Source organism: Parabacteroides sp. PFB2-10 (assembly GCF_029893085.1).
Classification (GTDB): domain Bacteria; phylum Bacteroidota; class Bacteroidia; order Bacteroidales; family Tannerellaceae; genus QVMG01.
In genome coordinates this window covers 51,658-71,020 of sequence record NZ_JARXWI010000002.1, presented here as the reverse complement: position 1 = coordinate 71,020, position 19,363 = coordinate 51,658, and the positions used below count along the sequence as shown (strand labels likewise).

Genomic DNA, 19,363 nt, shown 5'->3' with positions numbered 1-19,363 from the left:
CTGATTTGGCATTCGCTTTCATCGTATTTTTTTTCGCTTTAAAGAAATAAGTCGCGCAAGGAGATATGGAATAATCTATTTTTACAACATGGAGTGTGTCCTTTGAGTTTCAAAATGTGTAATAAATAGATCCTATGAATAGAAAGTCTTTTCAGGTAGCCATAATCGTTAGTTTTCTTGTTTTGATTTGTCCGGCAATCGCCGCGCAGGACTGGCCACAGTTTCTTGGTCCCGACAGAAATCACACATCCCCTCAAAAGGGGTTGTTAAAGAGCTGGCCGGAGAGCGGTCCGGAAATACTATGGTCGGTCGATGTGGGTGCAGGATATGGCGGTCCTGTTGTGAAAGACGGCAAGGTCTATCTTCTTGACAGAGATGATGAGGTGGGCGATATCATGCGTTGTTTTCATCTGCAGACGGGAGAAGAGGTATGGAAATTTGTCTACAACTCACCCGGCGCAGTTCCGTTTCCCGGTTCACGAAGTGTCCCGATTATCGACGCCAATTATGTCTACTCCTGCGGGCTGAACGGCGATTTGTATTGCTTTGACACCACTACCCACCAACCGGTCTGGAAGAAAAATGTATGGAAAGACTTTGGTGGAGAGGCGATTCCCATGTGGGCTATATCTCAATGTCCGGTCATTTATAATGATCTGTTAATCGTTGCTTCGCAAGCACCGGATGCCGGTGTGGTCGCGTATAACAAACGCACCGGTGATGTGGTATGGAAAACACCAAAAATTGGCAATACCAGCTATGTGAGTCCGAAAATTCTAAAGATTCATGGCGAAGACCAGGTGGTGTGGGTTGCTTCATCCACAAACCCATATACAGACCGGGATGCACCTCTCACGAAAGGGCATGTGGTTGGGATCGATCCGAAAGACGGGAAGATATTATGGGATTATGCCAATTGGGAATGTGTCATTTCTGTTCCCTGTCCGGTGGATGCCGGCGACAACAAATTGTTGATTGTTGGCGGGTACGACCGGGGAGCTACGATGATACAGGTCAATAAGAAAGCAGACGGAACGTTTGACACCACGGAACTATTTACCACCCTGGAGTTTGGCGACCAAACGAAGCCGGCACTTCTTCTAAACGGCTATTTCTATGCTATGTATCGCACGAACCAGAAACGCGACGGCTTGATGTGTATGGATATGGAAGGGAATATCATGTGGAAGACTTCACGCAACCCCAATTTCGACCGTGGCAGTATGATCCTTGCCGACGGATTGCTTCTGGCAACCGACGGGCTCAATAGCCTTTACCTGATAGAGCCTGATCCGAAGGGCTTTAAACAACTCGCAAAAGCAGATATGTTTAAAGCAGGCACACAGAACTGGGCGCCCATGGCCTTGGCCGACGGCAAACTCTTAATCCGCGACCAATCCAAAATGCTTTGCATAAAGGTGGCAGAGTAATAGATAATTTTATCATAAAAAAAATATAAACAAATGAAACAGCTAATTTTAATCATTATGTGTGTATTATCTACTACATTGACATACGCTCAGGAGAAGAGAGTAATGGTAGCCTATTTCTCCTGTACAGGCAATACCGAAACGGTGGCTAAAGCCATCGCTCAGGCTACCGATGCCACCTTATACCGTATCCAGCCTCAAACAGTCTATTCGTCTGCCGACCTTGACTGGCGTGACAAAGAGAGCCGCAGCAGCAAAGAAATGGGCGACGCCGCATCACGTCCTGCATTGGCAGACAAAAATGCGAAGGCAGAGACTTATGATGTGATATTCCTTGGTTATCCGATATGGTGGAACCTGTGTCCGCGTATCATTAACACGTTTATCGAAAGCTATACCCTGGATGGAAAGACTGTCATACCGTTTGCCACCTCAGGCAGCAGTACCATAGAGAACAGTGTAAAAGAGTTGAAGGAGCAGTATGGCAAAATCAACTGGCACACAGGAAAACTATTCAATGATGGTAGTGCTGGTGTCAAGAAATGGGCAGAAGAGACGGTTGCAGCTCAAAACTAACAGTCGCGTTGAAATCACCTTGACTTTCAACCACTTCTATAGTCTTAAATCTACTCGCAGTATTATTTCGTTACCTCGTTCAATCCGTTGAGGTCTTTCATAAGTTTTTTGATCTCGTCCTGTGTGAGACCCTTATCATATATCCTGAAGTCATGGTACATGGCTTTCAGATAAACGTCGCGCGGGAAGGGAGGTCTACCCATCCAGTTGAACCTGGGAACCTCTTCAATGTCTTTGGGTTGGAGAATAGCGGGTCCCGTAGCCACAACTTCACCGTTGATATATAGTATCCCGGTCGTATCGCGTTGTGAATACGCCATGTGGTGCCACACACCTTTTTCTGCCGGTCTGTTAGGCATAATCCCCACCAGTTCCCGCTCGGGCAATCCTCCGCCGATCGACTGCTCCAACCGCTGTTGGTTGACGCGATACGCAACGAATTGCCCCGTCATGCCTCCGCACTGTTCAAGCGTGGAGAACGAAAACACGAAATTGCCGTTGGCTCTCACCCTGGCTGCCGTGTCTATGCGCAGGTAGGTGGCGATGGAGTAGTCTCCGAGTGTTTTGATCAGGTCGCCCATCCCAGGTCCCATATCGAGGTAACCGTCATCGTTGCCCAAATCCATCACATCGTACTGCCCGATTTTCTTCATGACCGCACCTTGTAATAGGGTCGCATCATAGCCGTTGCCCGTGGCATCCTTCACGACCGTACTGCCGGTATTTTCGAAAGTATAGTGTACTTTCAGGTTCTTATCCTTGCTCTCGCACGACGCCAGCATCCATATGGCAAAAGCGGAGAGAAGAAGTAAAATGGTAGCTTTTTTGTTCATATCAAGATATTTAAATTTCAGTGATTAAAGTCATTCCTATATAGAGCTTTCAGAGGCTGGTTTTACAGGCTGCCAAGCCTCAACCGCAATAAAGAATGCAATTCTGAAATAAGGAGGTCGAGTCTGAATACATGGATAAATCATTGGATACAAAAGACTAAACATCATGTAAAAAAATAAAAAAATGTCCGCAAAAATAGCAAATTAGTCCATATTTGTTACGTATCCAGCTAATTACATGATAGTTATAAGATCAAGGCAGACTTTAAATAGAAACACTATTATGGCATGGTATTGGATGATTTTTCTACGTAGTGGCCTCTTTTTCCTATTACATTTGAGCAATTTCTTATTTACAATAACCCATTTGCTGTCTTAGCAAAACCATACAACGTTCTTTGAAATATTTGAAATTTAGCCAGTTACAGAGATTTCTCGAAAAAAAACAGATTTCAATTCTACAAACCAGTCTCTTTTTTTACCGTGGCGACAACAACCTCAAGATAATTGTATCGTCACGGATTAAAGTCTATTTCGTTGTCAGAGCAAAACAGGTTTGTGCAGCTATATATCTTTACTGCTTAGCTGCAATCTTCAACATGATATGGAACTTAACAGAAACACCTACGAAGTTCTACAAACTTTACGCATCTCACTAACGGATAAAACACACTTGAAAGACCTCTTTAACAAAGCTAATTTTCAATATAAAAATGATGCGACTCTAATTTGATTTTTATAACGTTCCAGTTTTAATGGGACACTATGATATTAAACCTAATCAGAGAATAATAAAGCAGATAAATAAATTATGCCATGAGAAAAATTAATCGCCGCACATTTATTAAAACAGGCACTCTATTGGGAGTTGGAGTTGCCATGACGAATACACAATGTATTCCTGTATGGAGTTCTAATCAACCGCTTAAGGATTATTTACTCCATGCTGTTCCTCTATGTGATGTTGATGTAATAGACACATTCTGGTCGCCGCGTATTAAGAATACGAGAGACGTTACCCTACCCTATCTTCTGAACCGCATTAGCGGACCGAATTTAGAAGGCCGGATATTGGAAGGAGCTTCCTATTTTATTGCAAAAGAATACGATCCTGTATTACACGATAGGATAAAGGCCTCTTTTGAATCGATTAGCGAATCTATGCATACGCTTATGAATGATAAATGGCCGAACACAGGTGACGGTCCGTTTTTTAGAGTAGGGCATTTTATTGAAGGAGCCATTGCGTACAAAGAAGCAACAGGAGATGATTTATTTTTAAACCTTGCAAGGGAAGTTGCCGATGACCTGGATCAACAATACGGGTATGGTAAACGAACAGATATTTCAAACCATGAAGAAATTGAGTTAGCATTAGTTAAATTATATCGCATAACAGGTGAAGAACGTTATGCACGATTGGCTCAATTTTTAGTTGATGTCCGCGGAACAACCGAAGGCGGCAGAACCATGACCGGTTATTATGCTCAAGATGCTGTGCCGGTAAAGAAACAGCGTAGGGCTATCGGGCATAGTGTTCGCGCGACATACCTGTATTGTGCTGTTACTGACTTAGCAGCACTCTATCCGCAGGATTATTATCACAAGACCATTCAAACAATCTGGCAAGACGCCACATCCAAACGCACCTATTTGACCGGTGGCGTGGGTAGTTACAGACGTATGGAAGATTATGGCGACGACTATGACCTGCCAAACGCTGCTTGTTGGAATGAGATTTGTGCTTCTGTGGGAAATGCCCTCTGGAATCACAGAATGTCGTTATTGGAAGGACATGGGAAGTATGTCGATATGATGGAGCGTATCCTCTACAACGGTGTATTGGCCGGTGTATCGATTGACGGAAGTACATTCCTATATCAGGCACCACTGAAGGCTTGGCCGGAATTTCGCAGACAAACATCATTCGGTCCTAACTGCTGCCCACCCAATATTATGCGCTTAATGGCGGAGTTAGGCACAATGATTTATTCGCAGAAAGAAAGTGATTTATACGTTAACTTGTTTATCGGCAGTAATGCACGCTTCGAGGTTGCCGGTAAAACGGTTTCTCTCCGACAGGAAACTAATTATCCATGGGATCTTAGCTCACGCATTACCGTCGGCGTTTCCGAACAGTCCGAGTTTGATGTAAAAGTACGCATTCCGGGATGGGCATGCGGTGAATTTGATTCAGGCAACTTGTATAGATATAATACGGCTCCTACCGGGAAATATACACTTACCATTAACGGGCAAACGGAGTCTTATCAGGTAAAAGATGGTTTTGCCGTATTAAGACGCCAATGGAAAGACAATGATGTGATAGAGGTAGCTTTCCCTTCAGATGTTCGTTTAGTAAAATCAGACGACAGAGCGCTTGAGAATAAAGGAATGACTGCCATCACACGCGGACCGCTTGTTTTCTGCGTAGAAGGTTTGGACAACCATATTGACAACGCAAACAATGCGTTCAGCCTTATTGTACCGGAATCATCAAAATTGGAATATAACTTTGATTCTGCGCTATTAGGAGGTATTGGCACCATAGAAGGTAAAGTCGAGCGATTGCTTCGTGAAGGAGAGCATCGTGAGTTGAAGCGGCGTCCTACCACGCTGAAGGCCATTCCGTATTACGCATTCGGAAATCGTGAGGCAACGGAAATGGCTGTTTGGCTTGCTTCCGACGAAACACGCGCAGAAACGTTTCCTGCAGTGACATTGGCATCGACAAGCCTTGCCACCTCTTCCTGTGGTCATGGCTCCGTAGCCGAGAACTATCCGGGAAACAATCCCCCCACGGTAGCCAGAAGGATGTATCCGTGGTCGCAGGATGGTAGCGGTTCTATTTCGGCAATCTCAGATGGTCTTACCCCTGTAAACTCCGAAGACGGTTCATCTACTTTTCTCAGACTGCGTCCGCAATCCGGAAGCTCGGCTTGGGTGCAATACGATTTTACGGGACCGACACAAGTATCTTCTGTCAGCGTCTACTGGAAAGATGATAAGCAGTTCTGTGTTCTACCGGCAAGCTGGACTCTGCTGTATCGCGACGGCGATCAGTGGAAGCCCGTTCAGTCGCCGAGCGGCTACGGTATACAAAAAGATATGTATAACAAGACAAGTTTTACGCCTGTTTATACCGATGGATTAAGAATGGAGATCGAACTCGACAAACGGGTTTATAAAACAGGGGAATTGGGGCAACCGGATGCAAACTATCTGACCGAAGATCAGATATGGTATGAAGGCGGTATAATCGAATGGACAGTAGAAGGCGACGTACCTGCTCCCCCCACGGTATTCAACAGCTACCTGGCTGAGCAGGATCATGCCCTTGACCCTAATCCCGATTCCGATTTTTGGCGAGGAGTAAAAGGCGTCATTCTTGATCGCAATATACTTGGCGACCCTGATGCGGTCATACGCTCAGAAGCGCGTTCACGCTGGACAAAAAACAATTTGTATTTTCTATTCCAAGGACCATATCAGGCACTAAACCTGAAACCTGATCCTGTCACGACTAAAGAGACGGAAAAGTTATGGCTATTTGATGATTTCGAGCTGTATCTCGGCTGCAACTTTGAGAACATCAATCTATATGGAGAATACCAGATTTCACCGCAAGGCGAATATTTAGACAACGATATAGATGCTACCGTTCAGAGACCCGGATGGGGCGAAGAGCATCGATGGAATTCAGGCATGAAAGTCAAATCCATTATCGATGAAGAAAAAAAGATATGGTATGGAGAGATGTGTATTCCATTGGCAGCCATCGACAAGCGTACACCTGCCGAAGGGAATGAGTTTCGTGCCAATATTTATCGTCTTCAAACAGCAGGCGAAGGGAGGAAAAGACATTTTCTGGCTTGGCAACCCACAGGTGAATGGAATCCCCACAAACCACTGAAATTCGGAACTATGAAGCTTGTTTCGCAACCTTGATTCACTATTATGATTTTGTATAAATAATGTTTAATTCTAAAAACTATTGTGACATGAGAAAAATGAACCTATTGCATGCAAAAGCGTTAATGAAAAAGAAAACGCTTAAAATTGCTCTAATGGCATGTCTGTGTTCAGGTATTGGTATTACTACCGCACATGCCGTACCTGACGGAATTATCGACAAGTCTGCTATTACGCAACAATCTATCAGAATTTCCGGTACTGTTAAGGATAATACAGGCGAGCCTGTTATTGGAGCTAACATTGTAGAAAAAGGAACTACCAATGGGACATCGACAGACATAGATGGTAAATTTACCCTGTCAGTACGAAATGCACAGTCTGTTATAGTGGTTTCTTATATTGGCTACAACAGTCAGGAAGCAATCGTTGGAAACAGAACAAACATTGATATTGTACTGGCAGAGAACTCAATGGTGATGGATGAAGTAGTTGTAATAGGCTACGGAACACAGCGCAAAGGAGATGTATCAAGTGCTATTGTCAGTGTCAAAGCTGATGATTTCGCAGTCGGAAGGATTGGCGATGCGGCTGAATTAGTGAAAGGGAAAATTGCCGGTATGACCATTGTGAACATAACCGGTGACCCGAATGCCGTATCGAACATCAGGCTTCGCGGTATTTCATCCCTGCGTGGAAACTCAGATCCTTTAGTTTTGATTGATGGCGTCGAAGGCGAATTGAATCATGTCGCCCCGGAGAATATCGAATCGATAGACGTACTAAAAGATGCTTCTGCAGCTTCCATCTATGGTACACGTGGTGCTAACGGTGTTATATTGATTACCACCCGATCAGGGCGTCGTGCAAGTCGCGCGGAAGTGACTCTTACGACCTATTTTTCTACCGGAAACTGGACTAAGAAAATGGACTTCATGACCGCACAAGATGTTCGGGATGCAGCAGGTGATTATACAAAAACCACATTTTCGGATATGGGAGCCGATACGGATTGGTTAGAGGAAATAAGCCGGGATCACAGTTCAACCCAGAATTACTCGGTTAATATAAGAGGCGGTGCCGAAAAGTCTGCTTATTCGGGTACGTTCACCTACAAGGATGATAAGGGTATGTTAAACCGGACTTACCGGAAAACGATGACTACTCAATTGGACTTCTCCCAGTTTGCCATGAACGATATGTTGAAATTTCATATTAATTTATTGGTTCTCAGCTATGATCGTTCAAACGATGGTTCAGGAAACAGAGACGGAGATGGCTATCAAAACTCTCAACAAGCCTATCGACAGGCTGTGATTCGAAATCCGACTCAACCTATTTATAATGACGATGGAAGTTATAACGAAGAATTGACCCGTTTCCAATATTACAATCCTGTAGCTATCAACAGGGAATGGGATGGAAATATACGCAACAATCAACTCCGTGTTACAGGGGATGTTACAATTGAACCGATTAAGAATTGGCAAACCATGTTGCAGTTGACCCGGCGTCAAACGATGCAAGTCAATCAGTTATATTTGAAGAGTCAACACTTTAGTATGCATACGTCGGGCACCAATGGACGGGCATCAAAATCCAACAGCAATTCGATTCAGGATCAGTTGGAATTGACTTCAAGATACAGTCTAAACATAGGCAAACACCGTGCGGAAGGGTTAGTAGGTTATAGTTATATCTATAATATGAGTGATGGTTTTAGCGCCAATAACTCCAATTTCCCTACAGACTTTTTCTCATACAACAACATGAGTATCGGTTCTTTCAGAACGGATCCTACCAAAACAATATCTGTAAGTTCCGATAAAAGCGACAATAAATTGATCGCGTTTTTCGGACGTCTCCAGTATAACTATGATAATCGCTTCTCGGCAATTGCATCCATTCGTCGCGAAGGTTCATCCCGTTTCGGGGATAATCATAAATGGGGTAATTTCCCGGCGATTTCCGGTGCGTGGAATATACAGAATGAAGAATTCATGAGAGGCATCAGTTGGTTGGACGAATTGAAATTACGTGTCGGATATGGTGTTTCGGGGAATAATGCCGGAGCTAACTATGCAACACTTACGCGATATTCATACCAAAGTGCAACCTACCTGTCAAAAGATGGAACTTGGTCGAACCCCCTGCAAGCCTCTAACAATCCGAATCCCAACCTGAGATGGGAAAAAACGAAAGAATTGAATATTGGTATAGACTGGCGCGGTTTCAATGACCGTTTAGGCCTCAACATTGACTTGTACAATAAAAATACAGAAGATTTATTATACAATTATAGCGTACCTGTGCCACCAAACATCAACTCCAGTATGTTGGCAAATGTAGGAAAAATGCAGAATCGAGGTGTCGAAGTGACAATCACTGCAACTCCGGTAACAACGAAAGATTTTGAATGGAAAACGACACTTGTCGCATCCCATAACAAAAACAAATTGGTAAGCCTGACAAATGATGTGTATACATTATCGTCCACATTCTCTGAATTTAGTGCCGGAATAGGCGACCCGCTTAGCGGGGCGGTTACCCACTATTGGGATGTAGGCCACAGCCTTGGCGGTTACTCCATGCATAAACAAGTTGGCTGGAACGAAGAAGGATTCCCCTTGTATGAATTAAAGAATGCTGAAACCGGCGAGTGGTATGTAGCTCCTTGGCAAAGAAATATGCCAGCGGCCAGTCGTCAACAGACTTTCGGCTTAGGCTCTCCCAAGTTGATTATGGGATGGAACAATACGTTAAATTACAAAGGATTTGATTTGAACATGCAATTTACAGGGCAGTTCTTCTATAAAATTCTGAATACGCAACGGGTATTTTATGAAAACAATTCGATTGCTTACAATCGTTTGAGATCATCACAGGATCTGCATCCTGTTGTAGAATTAGATGAGAATCAGAATCTGGTTCCGGTTATTGATCCGGCAACCGGCCAACAGAAGATGGTACGAATGCACCCTTCCGTAACTCAACATGTATCAAGTATGTATTTAGAAAATGGTAATTTTTTCAAACTATCTAATTTCACAGTAGGATACACCTTACCCATTAAGACTAATAAATATGTAAAGGCTGCTCGCGTCTATTTCTCCGGGCAAAATGTATTTACCCTTACCAGCTATTCAGGTATCGACCCGGAAGTTAATATAGGAGATGGTGCAGAGGATAGCCGTGGTGGCGGAGGTTCTCCCGGCACAAGACCGGGTGCTGATAACCGAGACAAATATCCGACAGTTCGGACATTTACAGTTGGATTAAATGTTAATTTTTAAAAACAAGAAGTCATGAATATATTTAAAAATATAATTAGCGGATTGGTGATCGGCACTTTGATAATGTTCGGTTCATGCACCAATCTGGATGAAAATCCTTACACTACGATTGTTGATGGTAACATTGATGTAAATGATCCGTCTATTCTCGCAGACTTTATGGGAAAAGCCTATATTCAATTGCAGGATTTTTACTGGCCATGGGACAGCTATTGGGATGCCAGTGAAGAAGGAGGTGATTTACTATGTACGCCTGTTCGTCTCGGTGTTGGATGGGGAGGCGGATACGTATTACATCACAAACATACTTGGGAGACAATGGCACCCGGAGTCAACAATGCCTATAGCAGATGTATCACAGGGATTCTGTATGCCAATAAATGTTTGGACATCTTGCCTGAAAGCGAAACGGGGAAACGGGCTGAAATGCGCTTCTTGCGTGCGTTTTTCTATTATATCGCTTTTGATTTTTTCCGTAATCCGCCGTTTATTGATACGATGGAATTTGAAGACCAGTGGTTACCCAGCCAATTAGGGCCGGAAGAGATGTTTAACTGGATCGTTAAGGAACTCGTTGAAATAAAAGATGCATTAGGTACTGAAAAGAGATATGGTTATCCAAACCGTTACGTTGCTGACATGGTATTGGCAAAACTGTATCTGAATCGTAATGCATACTTTCGAGGCATAGCGCCTGCTGACAACAGTTGGTATGAAAAGGCACTGGCTGAGGTGAATGACGTGATTGATAATGGAGGTTACACATTGGCTACTCATTATTTGGATAATAACAAAGATGACCACAGTTCAAACCCCGAATGTATCATGGGAATTCCCGTCAACCCTCTTGCCAGGATCTATGGCAATTATAACGATAGGAAAGCCCACCATTCAGCGGCAAAGGCAGTTTACGGCTTTACCGGTGCTGCGCCTTATAACGGAAGCGGAGCCCTTCCTCAATTTATCATGAGCTATTCACCCGATGATAAACGATTAGGATGGACTTGGGCCGGCGGTGTTCAGCATGAAGCTACCGTAGTGAATGGAGAAACCGTTCCAAATTCCGGAGCTCCTATCAAACCGGCGTCGGGAACATTTGCGGACGATTGGACAGGCGAAAACGTTTTGAATTACAATATAGAGATGCATTCAATTGATAATCCGGGTAGTTACCAGATGGAAGGATACCGTTATCAAAAAGATTATATTGTTCCCGGATCAAGAGGAACAGCAAGTAATGATATAAACTTTTTCCGTCTTGGCGATGCCATGTTTATCAAAGCGGAATGTTTGCTTCGTTTAGGTCGCGACAAACAGACCGCAGCCGATTTGATAACAGCGGTTCGTATGCGTTCGTTCGATGATCCGGAAAAAGCCAAACGTACTGTCGCTGATTTGGAAGGTCCAAGCGTTTATCCGTATGGAGTTCGTGAATGTACGAGTGTTGGATTTAACAACTGGGAAACTTGGATTGATATTCCCGAAGGAGGAGACGATATCATTTTGGGCGGACTGTTAGACGATTTGGCTTGGGAGTTTGTTGGCGAACATCATCGCCGTCAAGACTTGATTCGTTTCGAACTGACCGATGGCAGAAGTGTCTGGATTGGAAAATCAAGGTTCAGTATGCGGGCGCATAATGAACAAAGACGTGAATACTATGGGTTTAGTGCATCCATTTTACGAAACAACTTGAACTTAAAACAAACTAAGGGATACCCTGATCAAGATGGAAACATCGCAAGCAGCTGGTAATCACACAATAAAACAACAACCATAAAAACATTTTTTATGGTTGTTGTCTAACAGAAAAGCCGGGAAAACCGGCTTTTCTGTTAGATTATTAGGATTTTTTTAACCGCCTGTATATATAATCACACCATACAAAAACGCATTCCGTAACCTTTAAGTTAATTGTACAAGTTATTAATTTTATATCATTCATAATAATATGAAATTAAATATTAAATACATTTCAACAATATCTTTACTATGGATATTATCCATGATAGCTAAAGCTGATGACAACTCAAAAAGCGCTATGCTTTTCGAGCAATTTGAAGACGGATACGTGATCACGAAATCCTCTAACTCTGCCGCTAAGGTACAGGCAAAACTTAATTACAATGTATTTACCGAGAAAGTAATATTTATAGAAGACAGCATAGCGTATGAATTGGATCCACAAACGGTCATCGCTGCATTTATTAACAATCGAATGTTCATCCCTGTAGGAAACAGTTTTTATTACGAAAGAGTCACCGTAGGAAATAATGAGTATTTCATCAGACATAAATCAAAGATTATCTCAAAAGGGAAAAATGCCGGATATGGAACTTATTCCGAATCATCGGCTATTGTCTCAGCATCATCGCTCAGTGCTTTAGATGGTTTTGTAGGAAATTCAGCTTCTTCCGAGCAAAACAGTTTTGCAGGTCAGGATTATACGTTTAATACGAGTGATCATGTTTACCGCAAAGACGAAACCGTATTATATGTCACATCCGGGAAAAAATATATACCTATAACCTCCTTGAAAAGATTAAGAAAAGTATTCAAATCACATCAATCAGCTATTACATCTTTTGCAGAAAACGCTAAAACAGACTTTTCTAAATTAGAAGATGTAAGAGCGATCGTAGAATATGCTTTTTCGCTTTAGGCGAAAAAGCAGAATAACCATTCCCATTTTTTATTATTGACTAAAAAACAATTATGCCATGAAACGTTATTTTATCAGTTTATTATTCATCATTTCAGTTTTAGCAGCTTCTGCTCAACAACAGCGATCGCAACAACCTGAGCCATTAGATACGTTGCGAATGGAAAATGCTTATTGGAAAATCGGCTACAACATCCGGGGCATTAATGTCATGGAGAATGTATCGGACACTTATCATGCAAACCTATTGAATGGCGAGATAGGCGATGTGCTTCTTTCGTATAAAGTAAAGGATGCATTTTGGCAAAAAGCTAATCCCCGAAACAGAACCATGGAAGCGGATGCTGCAAATGGAATAATTACATACCATGATGCCGGTTTCGGCAATGCGATTGAAATGACACAGGTATTCCGGTTAGAAGGAGAGGTCATACATTGGAGCATTGATATTGTAAACAACAGTAAATTACCAATAGAAATAGGTGATCTGGCTATTGCATTCCCATGGCGCGGACCATCAGGCGGTAATCCGATACCAATCTATGAACAAGCTTTTGCTAAACATGCCCACATATCCGGAGATGCTTCATTTCTCTATTTCACACGTAATAATGGAGAAGCTCCCTATTATTTAGTGACAGTTAATCCCGGCACCAAGTTAGAATATTTCGATATTTCAGCAACAGACCGGAAGTATCGCACATATATTTATTCCGGAAAAACCGGAACAGCCGAAACCCGCGGAACATGGCGTCAGGAACATACCCGTGGCTTATTGCAACCTGCCGGAACGGGTCAAAACAAAATGTCATTTGGCTTCACAATTCATGCTGCCGATTCCTATCCTAAGATGAAAGAATTAATAGTCGCTGACCGTTCAATTGATGTGGAGGTAACGCCCGGCATGACGCTTCCGGTTTCCCAAAAAGCAAAATTCGCTTTACGCACACTTTGCTCCATTGATTCAATTGCAGCTGAGTTTCCGACAAAGACTGCTCTGAAATATATCGGCACAAAAGGGGCAAACACGCACATTTACGAAGTAGCATTCAGCAAGTTGGGAGAAAACAAACTGACCGTTTACTTTGATGGCGGGCGTAAAACCTATCTTGAGTTTTTCTCGTGCGAATCACCTGAAACGATTACAAAGAAAAGAAGTTCATTTCTGGTCAATAGCCAGCAGTTTCGCGATCCGTCCAAATGGTACGATGGTTTATATGGTCCGTACGACATGAAAAACGGAATATTACGCAGTCCGGAAGATCCGGATGTTTTTGCAGAAGAGCGTACCTACTTTATAGCCAGCGATGACCCCATGTTAGGAAAAGCACCTTATATTGCTTCCGTCAATGTTGTTTTCCCAAACGATGAAGAAATAGCCTCCTTGGAATACCATTTGGAACACTTTGTTTGGGGAAAATTCCAACGCACAGATCAGGAAACACCTTTCCCTTATGGCGTATATGGTATTCCACACTGGTATATCCACCGGAATGAAGATCTACGGGTAACTCAAACATCCACCCCGGTGCGTGTATGGCGTACCTACGATTATGCGCATATGGTTATGTTATGGTGGCATATGTATCAGATTGCCAAATTGTATCCCGAAAAGAGTAAGTTTATGACAGCCGACCAATATTTGGAGATTGCATACGGAACGGCAAAAGCATACTATGAATACCCTGTTGAATTACTCGGGGAATACTATGAACCTTTCAAATGGGGTTGCTACAACGAATTGGTTATCGTAGACCTGATCGATGAATTAGAAGCTAAAGGTTTCCCGGAAAAGGCTGCCGAGTTACGTTTACAATGGGAGAAAAAGGCAAAATATTTTATTTACGACGACCGCTATCCCTATCGTTCGGAATATGCTTTAGACAGAACAGCCTTTGAATCCACCTATTTCTTAGCGAAATATGGCGCTTTAAACAACATGAAGCCGGATGAAAACCTTTGGTTTGACCACAATACAGAAAAATGGTATTCACACCCGGTCGTAACGAAAGCTGCTGCACTTGACTTCATGGAACGCCAGCATTATGCCGGAGTAGCTTGTCGCGGATACCTCGAAAAACAATATTCGATCTATGGAGGTTCTTTCAACCGCTCTTCCGACGGAAGTATTCATTGCTATATGGCACGCATGGGCGGTACCAGTATTTTGGATTATGGCTACCGGTTCGCTGATGATCCATACGAATGGCTACGTCTTGGTTATGCCAGTTATTTAGGTCCCTATTGTGTGGTAAATACAGGAACACCGGAATCGAACTACGGTTATTGGTATCCCGGAAAAGAAAAAGACGGTGCTATGGGGCAAGCATTCACTTCTGTAAAATTCGGACGCCCCTGGATAGGCACCGAAGAGTCACGCGGCCCGTGGCGTTATTGTGGTGAAGGTGACTTAGGTATGTGCGCCATCACACGTACGGCAGTTGCCATGTTGGTGGACGATCCTATTTTCGGATGGTCTATTATGGGCGGAAACCTGACTGAAGATTCAAAACAGTTTAGCGTTTATCCCGATGACGGTACCCGTACCCGTTTTCGGATTATTAATGACAAAATCCGCCTGGGACTGGAATTAAACAGAGACAACTGGTCGGCTACCAAACCAATAATTGTCAATAAGAATCTGCGAAATATGGAACTGACACTTGAAAATGGTACCGGAAATAAACATACAACCACCCTGTTAGTTGAAACAAAAGGGGCAAGCAACCCGCGTCTGAGTGTGGATGGGAAAAATATTTCTGCCAAGCGCGACCGTTATGGAAATTATGTTTTTGAATTTGCAATGGAACAAAAGGAAAGCAGCTTGAAACTTACCTGGAGATGATTTTCAAAAAAATAAAATAGATCACATGAAACGATTATTTTTTTTATTATTCATTCTCACGATAGTTATTTCTGCGAGTGTACCCGTTATTGCAACAGGGCAAATAACCTTACACTCGCAGGCTGCTGATCATGTCATGATCGGACTATCCGGTAGCGATAAAGCAACGATTGACTGGGGAGACGGATCGCCCGTCGAAACTCTTCCCCTAAAGTTTAGTATAACAGCATTCAAACATACCTATTCAAATGCAGCTCAGCGTACTATAACTATAAACGGCAACATACGCGGATTAGTTTGTACGGATATGCAATTAACAGGTCTGGATGTAAGTAAAAGCACCGGATTGAGCATTCTGGACTGCAGCAGAAACAAATTGACAACGATTGACGTAAACAACAATTTGGCGTTACGACATTTGACGTGTACCGATAATCAACTAACAAACTTAGATGTTAGTAAGATCACCTGGTTAGCACTTATCCGATGCAGTAACAACCAATTGACAAGCTTGGATTTGAGTAAAAATATAGGATTAAAATATATCTATTGCGATAATAACAAACTAAATACAACCGGCATGGAGAACTTCTTCAGGTCATTGCATACGAATGTTATTAATGGAGGAAAAGCAATATGGATAGCCAACAACCCCGGATCGAATGCAAATACAGGTATTGCAAGAGAAAGAGGGTGGACTATCACTCAACAAGCGCAGGCGCAGGCACAACCCCAGGAGGCACAGGTAATGGAAAATAGCTATTGGAAAGTGGGTTATACAACCCATGGCATCCATGCTCTTGAGGGCGTAAAAGACAACTATCATGCTAATTTACTAAACGGGAATTTGGCTGGTACCTTATTGGCTTATAAGGTAAAAGATGGTGTTTGGCTCAAACTCAATCCGAACAAGCGAGAAATGAAGGCAGACGAAAATGCCGGTACTATTTCTTTCCGCGACGTTGGCATTGGAAATACCATTGAGATGACCCAGACTTTCAAATTTGAAGGAGAGATGTTGCGTTGGAATATTGATATTGTAAACAACTCTAAATTTCCGATTGAAATAGGCGATCTGGCTATTCCCTTCCCCGTACGCAGCCGGATTGGAGGGCTTGATCCTACACCTATATTTCAGCAATCTTTTTCCAGACACGCCTTTGTTTCCGGTGATGCTTCTTTCCTTTATTTCACACGAATAAACGGAGAAGCGCCTTTCTATTTAATGACGGTCGAACCCGGTACTAAGTTGGAATATACCGACAATTCGTTGATGTATATCTATTCCGGCAAAACGGGAACTGCTGAGACACGCGGAACATGGCGACAGGAACATACACGCGGATGGTTGCAACCGAAAGGGGCAAACGGCGATAAGATGTCGTTCGGCTTTACGCTTCATATCGCCGACTCCTATCCGGAGATGAAAGAAAAAATAGTTGCCAATCGTTCGATAGATATTGATGTATTGCCCGGCATGACGCTTCCTATCATGCAAAAAGCTAAATTCTCGTTGAAAACGGTATGCAACATCGATTCAATCAGGGCGGAGTTTCCTGAAAAGACAGTCATAAAGTATCTCGGCAAAAAAGGAACTGACACCCATATTTATGAAGTAGCCTTCAATAAACTCGGAGAAAATCTGCTGACAGTTCACTTTGACGGCGGGCGTAAAACCTACCTTGAGTTTTTCTCGTGCGAATCGCCTGAAACAATCACTAAGAAAAGAAGTTCGTTTTTGGTTAATAGCCAGCAGTTTCGCGACCCGACCAAATGGTACGATGGCTTGTATGGTGTTTACGACATGAAAAACGGACAATTGCGCGGTCCCGATAATCCGGATATATATGATGAATCGCTCACCTATTTTCTGGCCAGCGACGATCCGGCTTTGGGGAAAGCACCATTTTTAGCTTCAAAAAATGTGGTATTCCCTAATGATGAAGAAATCGCTTCCATTGAATATCATATTAAAAACTTTATATGGGGAGGACTCCAACGTACCGATAAGGAAACGCCTTATCCGTACGGTATATACGGAACCCCCAACTGGTTTATCAACAGGGATCATGATTTACGAATCACTTATACGGAACAGAAGTTAGTGAATCCGCGTATGTGGCGCTCGTTCGACTACGCTCATCTGGCTATGCTTTACTGGCACATGTATCAGATTGCCACCCTGTATCCCGAGAAGAGTAAATTTATGACTGCCGATCAGTACCTGGAAATGGCTTATAGGACAGCCGTTGCCTTCTTTGTTTATCCGGTTGAATTTCTGGGTGAATACTACGAACCCTATAAGTGGGGTTGCTACAACGAGTTGGTTATGGTAGATATAATAAATGAACTCGAAATAAGAGGATTCTCCGACAAAGCGGCTGAATTGCGTTTCGACTGGGAGAAAAAATCAAAATACTTTATCTACGACGACCCATTCCCCTATAGCTCGGAATATATCACAGACAGAACAGCCTTTGAATCCACCTATTTTCTGGCAAAATATGGAGTCATGCATCCTATGAAACCGGATGAAAACCTTTGGTATGACCAGAACAAAGCAAAATGGTATTCACATCCGACAGTGACGAAAGATAAAGCGCGTGATTTTATGGAACGTCAGCATATTGCCGGACTTTCATACCGCGGTTATCTGGCCAAACAATGGTACCGATTAGGAGGCGATGCCAGCTTCAGCTATATGGCACGCATGGGAGCATCGGCTATTTTGGATTACGGGTATCGTTTTTCCGATAATCCTTATGAGTGGATACGTCTGGGTTATGCCGGATATTTAGGCCCTTATGGCATGGTGAACACAGGAACGGCGGAATCGAATTGGGGCTACTGGTACCCCGGCAAGGAAAAAGACGGCGCCATAGGACAAGCCTTTACCTCTGTTAAGTTTGGCAGCAACTGGATACTGACCGAAGAGTCGCGTGGTCCGTGGCGCTATTGTGGCGAAGCTGATTTGGGCATGTGCGCTATTACGCGCACAGCGGCTACGATGTTAGTCGATGATCCTATTTTCGGTTGGTCGGTGTTTGGCGGGAATATGACTGAAGAACAAAAACAATTTGCCGTCTATCCCGATGATGGAGCGCGTATTCGTTTTCGCATTGTGAACGACAAAATACGTATCGGCCTGGAACTAAACAGAGATAACTGGTCGGCAACACAACCTATCGTCGTCAACAAAAACATGAAAAGTGTGGAGCTAAAGCTCGAAAACGGCACCGGCAATAAGCATACCACTCGTTTGACGGTTGAAGCGAAAGGAACAGGTTCACCCAGACTAACTGCAGATAATAAAACCATTCACTCCAAACAAGACCGTTACGGAAATTATGTTTTCGAAATACCGGTAGAAGGAGAAGGTTGTACGTTGAAAGTAACCTGGAGATAATGCATTAATCTAATTCCCTGTTTTAGGAAAGTGAAGGTGTATCAAAAGCTATACGCCTTCACTTTTTTTTAAAAAAAAGCCTATTATCTCACCTCTATTGGGTAGCAAATCTTAAAATACAAACTTTAAGCAAAAAGCCCCTTTTGCTTACAACTCCATACGTTAAAAAATGTTTCTCCCGGGAGTTTGTCTCCGAAGTCCCGCCTTTTTGCGCGCAAACTCCTGCGAAAATTACAAATCGTAAGTTGGGGGTGAGGAGAAAAAGGGGAGTAAGTTACATTTTGTTACATTTGAAAAAATATCAGATAGGGTAATATGTGAAGATGCAGCCCCTCCAAACCTCCCCCAAGGGGAGGCTTAAGATCAATATGGGAAAGTTTGAAGATAGGAAGGGTACGCCCACAGG

Annotated in this window: 9 protein-coding genes and 1 pseudogene; 9 read left to right on the top strand and 1 reads right to left on the bottom strand. The window is 43.1% G+C overall.

Annotated elements, in window-relative coordinates:
• The first annotated feature begins 134 nt into the window (after positions 1-134).
• Positions 135-1,430 carry a PQQ-binding-like beta-propeller repeat protein gene (locus M2137_RS02105; RefSeq protein WP_280764809.1) on the top strand — a complete coding sequence of 432 codons (1,296 nt, stop codon included), beginning with the start codon at positions 135-137 and terminating at the stop codon, positions 1,428-1,430.
• 33 nt (positions 1,431-1,463) lie between these two features.
• Entirely contained in the window at positions 1,464-2,006 is a 543-nt protein-coding gene (locus tag M2137_RS02100) for a flavodoxin (RefSeq protein WP_280764808.1), read from the top strand.
• Positions 2,007-2,068: 62 nt separating this feature from the next.
• Here M2137_RS02100 and M2137_RS02095 read toward each other — a convergent pair whose 3' ends face one another.
• Positions 2,069-2,839, bottom strand: a complete 771-nt coding sequence (locus tag M2137_RS02095; protein WP_280764807.1) for a LamG domain-containing protein — start codon at positions 2,837-2,839, stop codon at positions 2,069-2,071.
• Between the two features lie 551 nt (positions 2,840-3,390).
• Here M2137_RS02095 and M2137_RS02090 point away from each other — a divergent pair.
• The 7 genes and pseudogenes from M2137_RS02090 to M2137_RS02060 all read left to right on the top strand — a co-directional run.
• Positions 3,391-3,572 (top strand): annotated as a pseudogene (locus M2137_RS02090) (IS4 family transposase); the annotation flags it as partial.
• Between the two features lie 83 nt (positions 3,573-3,655).
• Positions 3,656-6,787, top strand: coding sequence for a beta-L-arabinofuranosidase domain-containing protein (locus M2137_RS02085; protein WP_280764806.1), 3,132 nt, complete (start codon positions 3,656-3,658; stop codon positions 6,785-6,787).
• 53 nt (positions 6,788-6,840) lie between these two features.
• Positions 6,841-10,044 carry a SusC/RagA family TonB-linked outer membrane protein gene (locus M2137_RS02080; protein ID WP_280764805.1) on the top strand — a complete coding sequence of 1,068 codons (3,204 nt, stop codon included), beginning with the start codon at positions 6,841-6,843 and terminating at the stop codon, positions 10,042-10,044.
• Between the two features lie 12 nt (positions 10,045-10,056).
• Positions 10,057-11,799: a RagB/SusD family nutrient uptake outer membrane protein gene (locus M2137_RS02075; protein WP_280764804.1), complete on the top strand. Its 1,743-nt coding sequence runs from the start codon at positions 10,057-10,059 to the stop codon at positions 11,797-11,799.
• A gap of 196 nt (positions 11,800-11,995) precedes the next feature.
• Positions 11,996-12,706, top strand: a complete 711-nt coding sequence (locus M2137_RS02070; protein ID WP_280764803.1) for a hypothetical protein — start codon at positions 11,996-11,998, stop codon at positions 12,704-12,706.
• A gap of 58 nt (positions 12,707-12,764) precedes the next feature.
• Complete coding sequence (locus M2137_RS02065; protein WP_280764802.1) at positions 12,765-15,551, top strand: DUF5695 domain-containing protein; 2,787 nt, start codon at positions 12,765-12,767, stop codon at positions 15,549-15,551.
• A gap of 25 nt (positions 15,552-15,576) precedes the next feature.
• The gene (locus tag M2137_RS02060) at positions 15,577-18,957 is read left to right on the top strand and encodes a DUF5695 domain-containing protein (protein WP_280764801.1); all 3,381 of its coding nucleotides are present in this window, start codon (positions 15,577-15,579) and stop codon (positions 18,955-18,957) included.
• Positions 18,958-19,363: the final 406 nt, after the last annotated feature.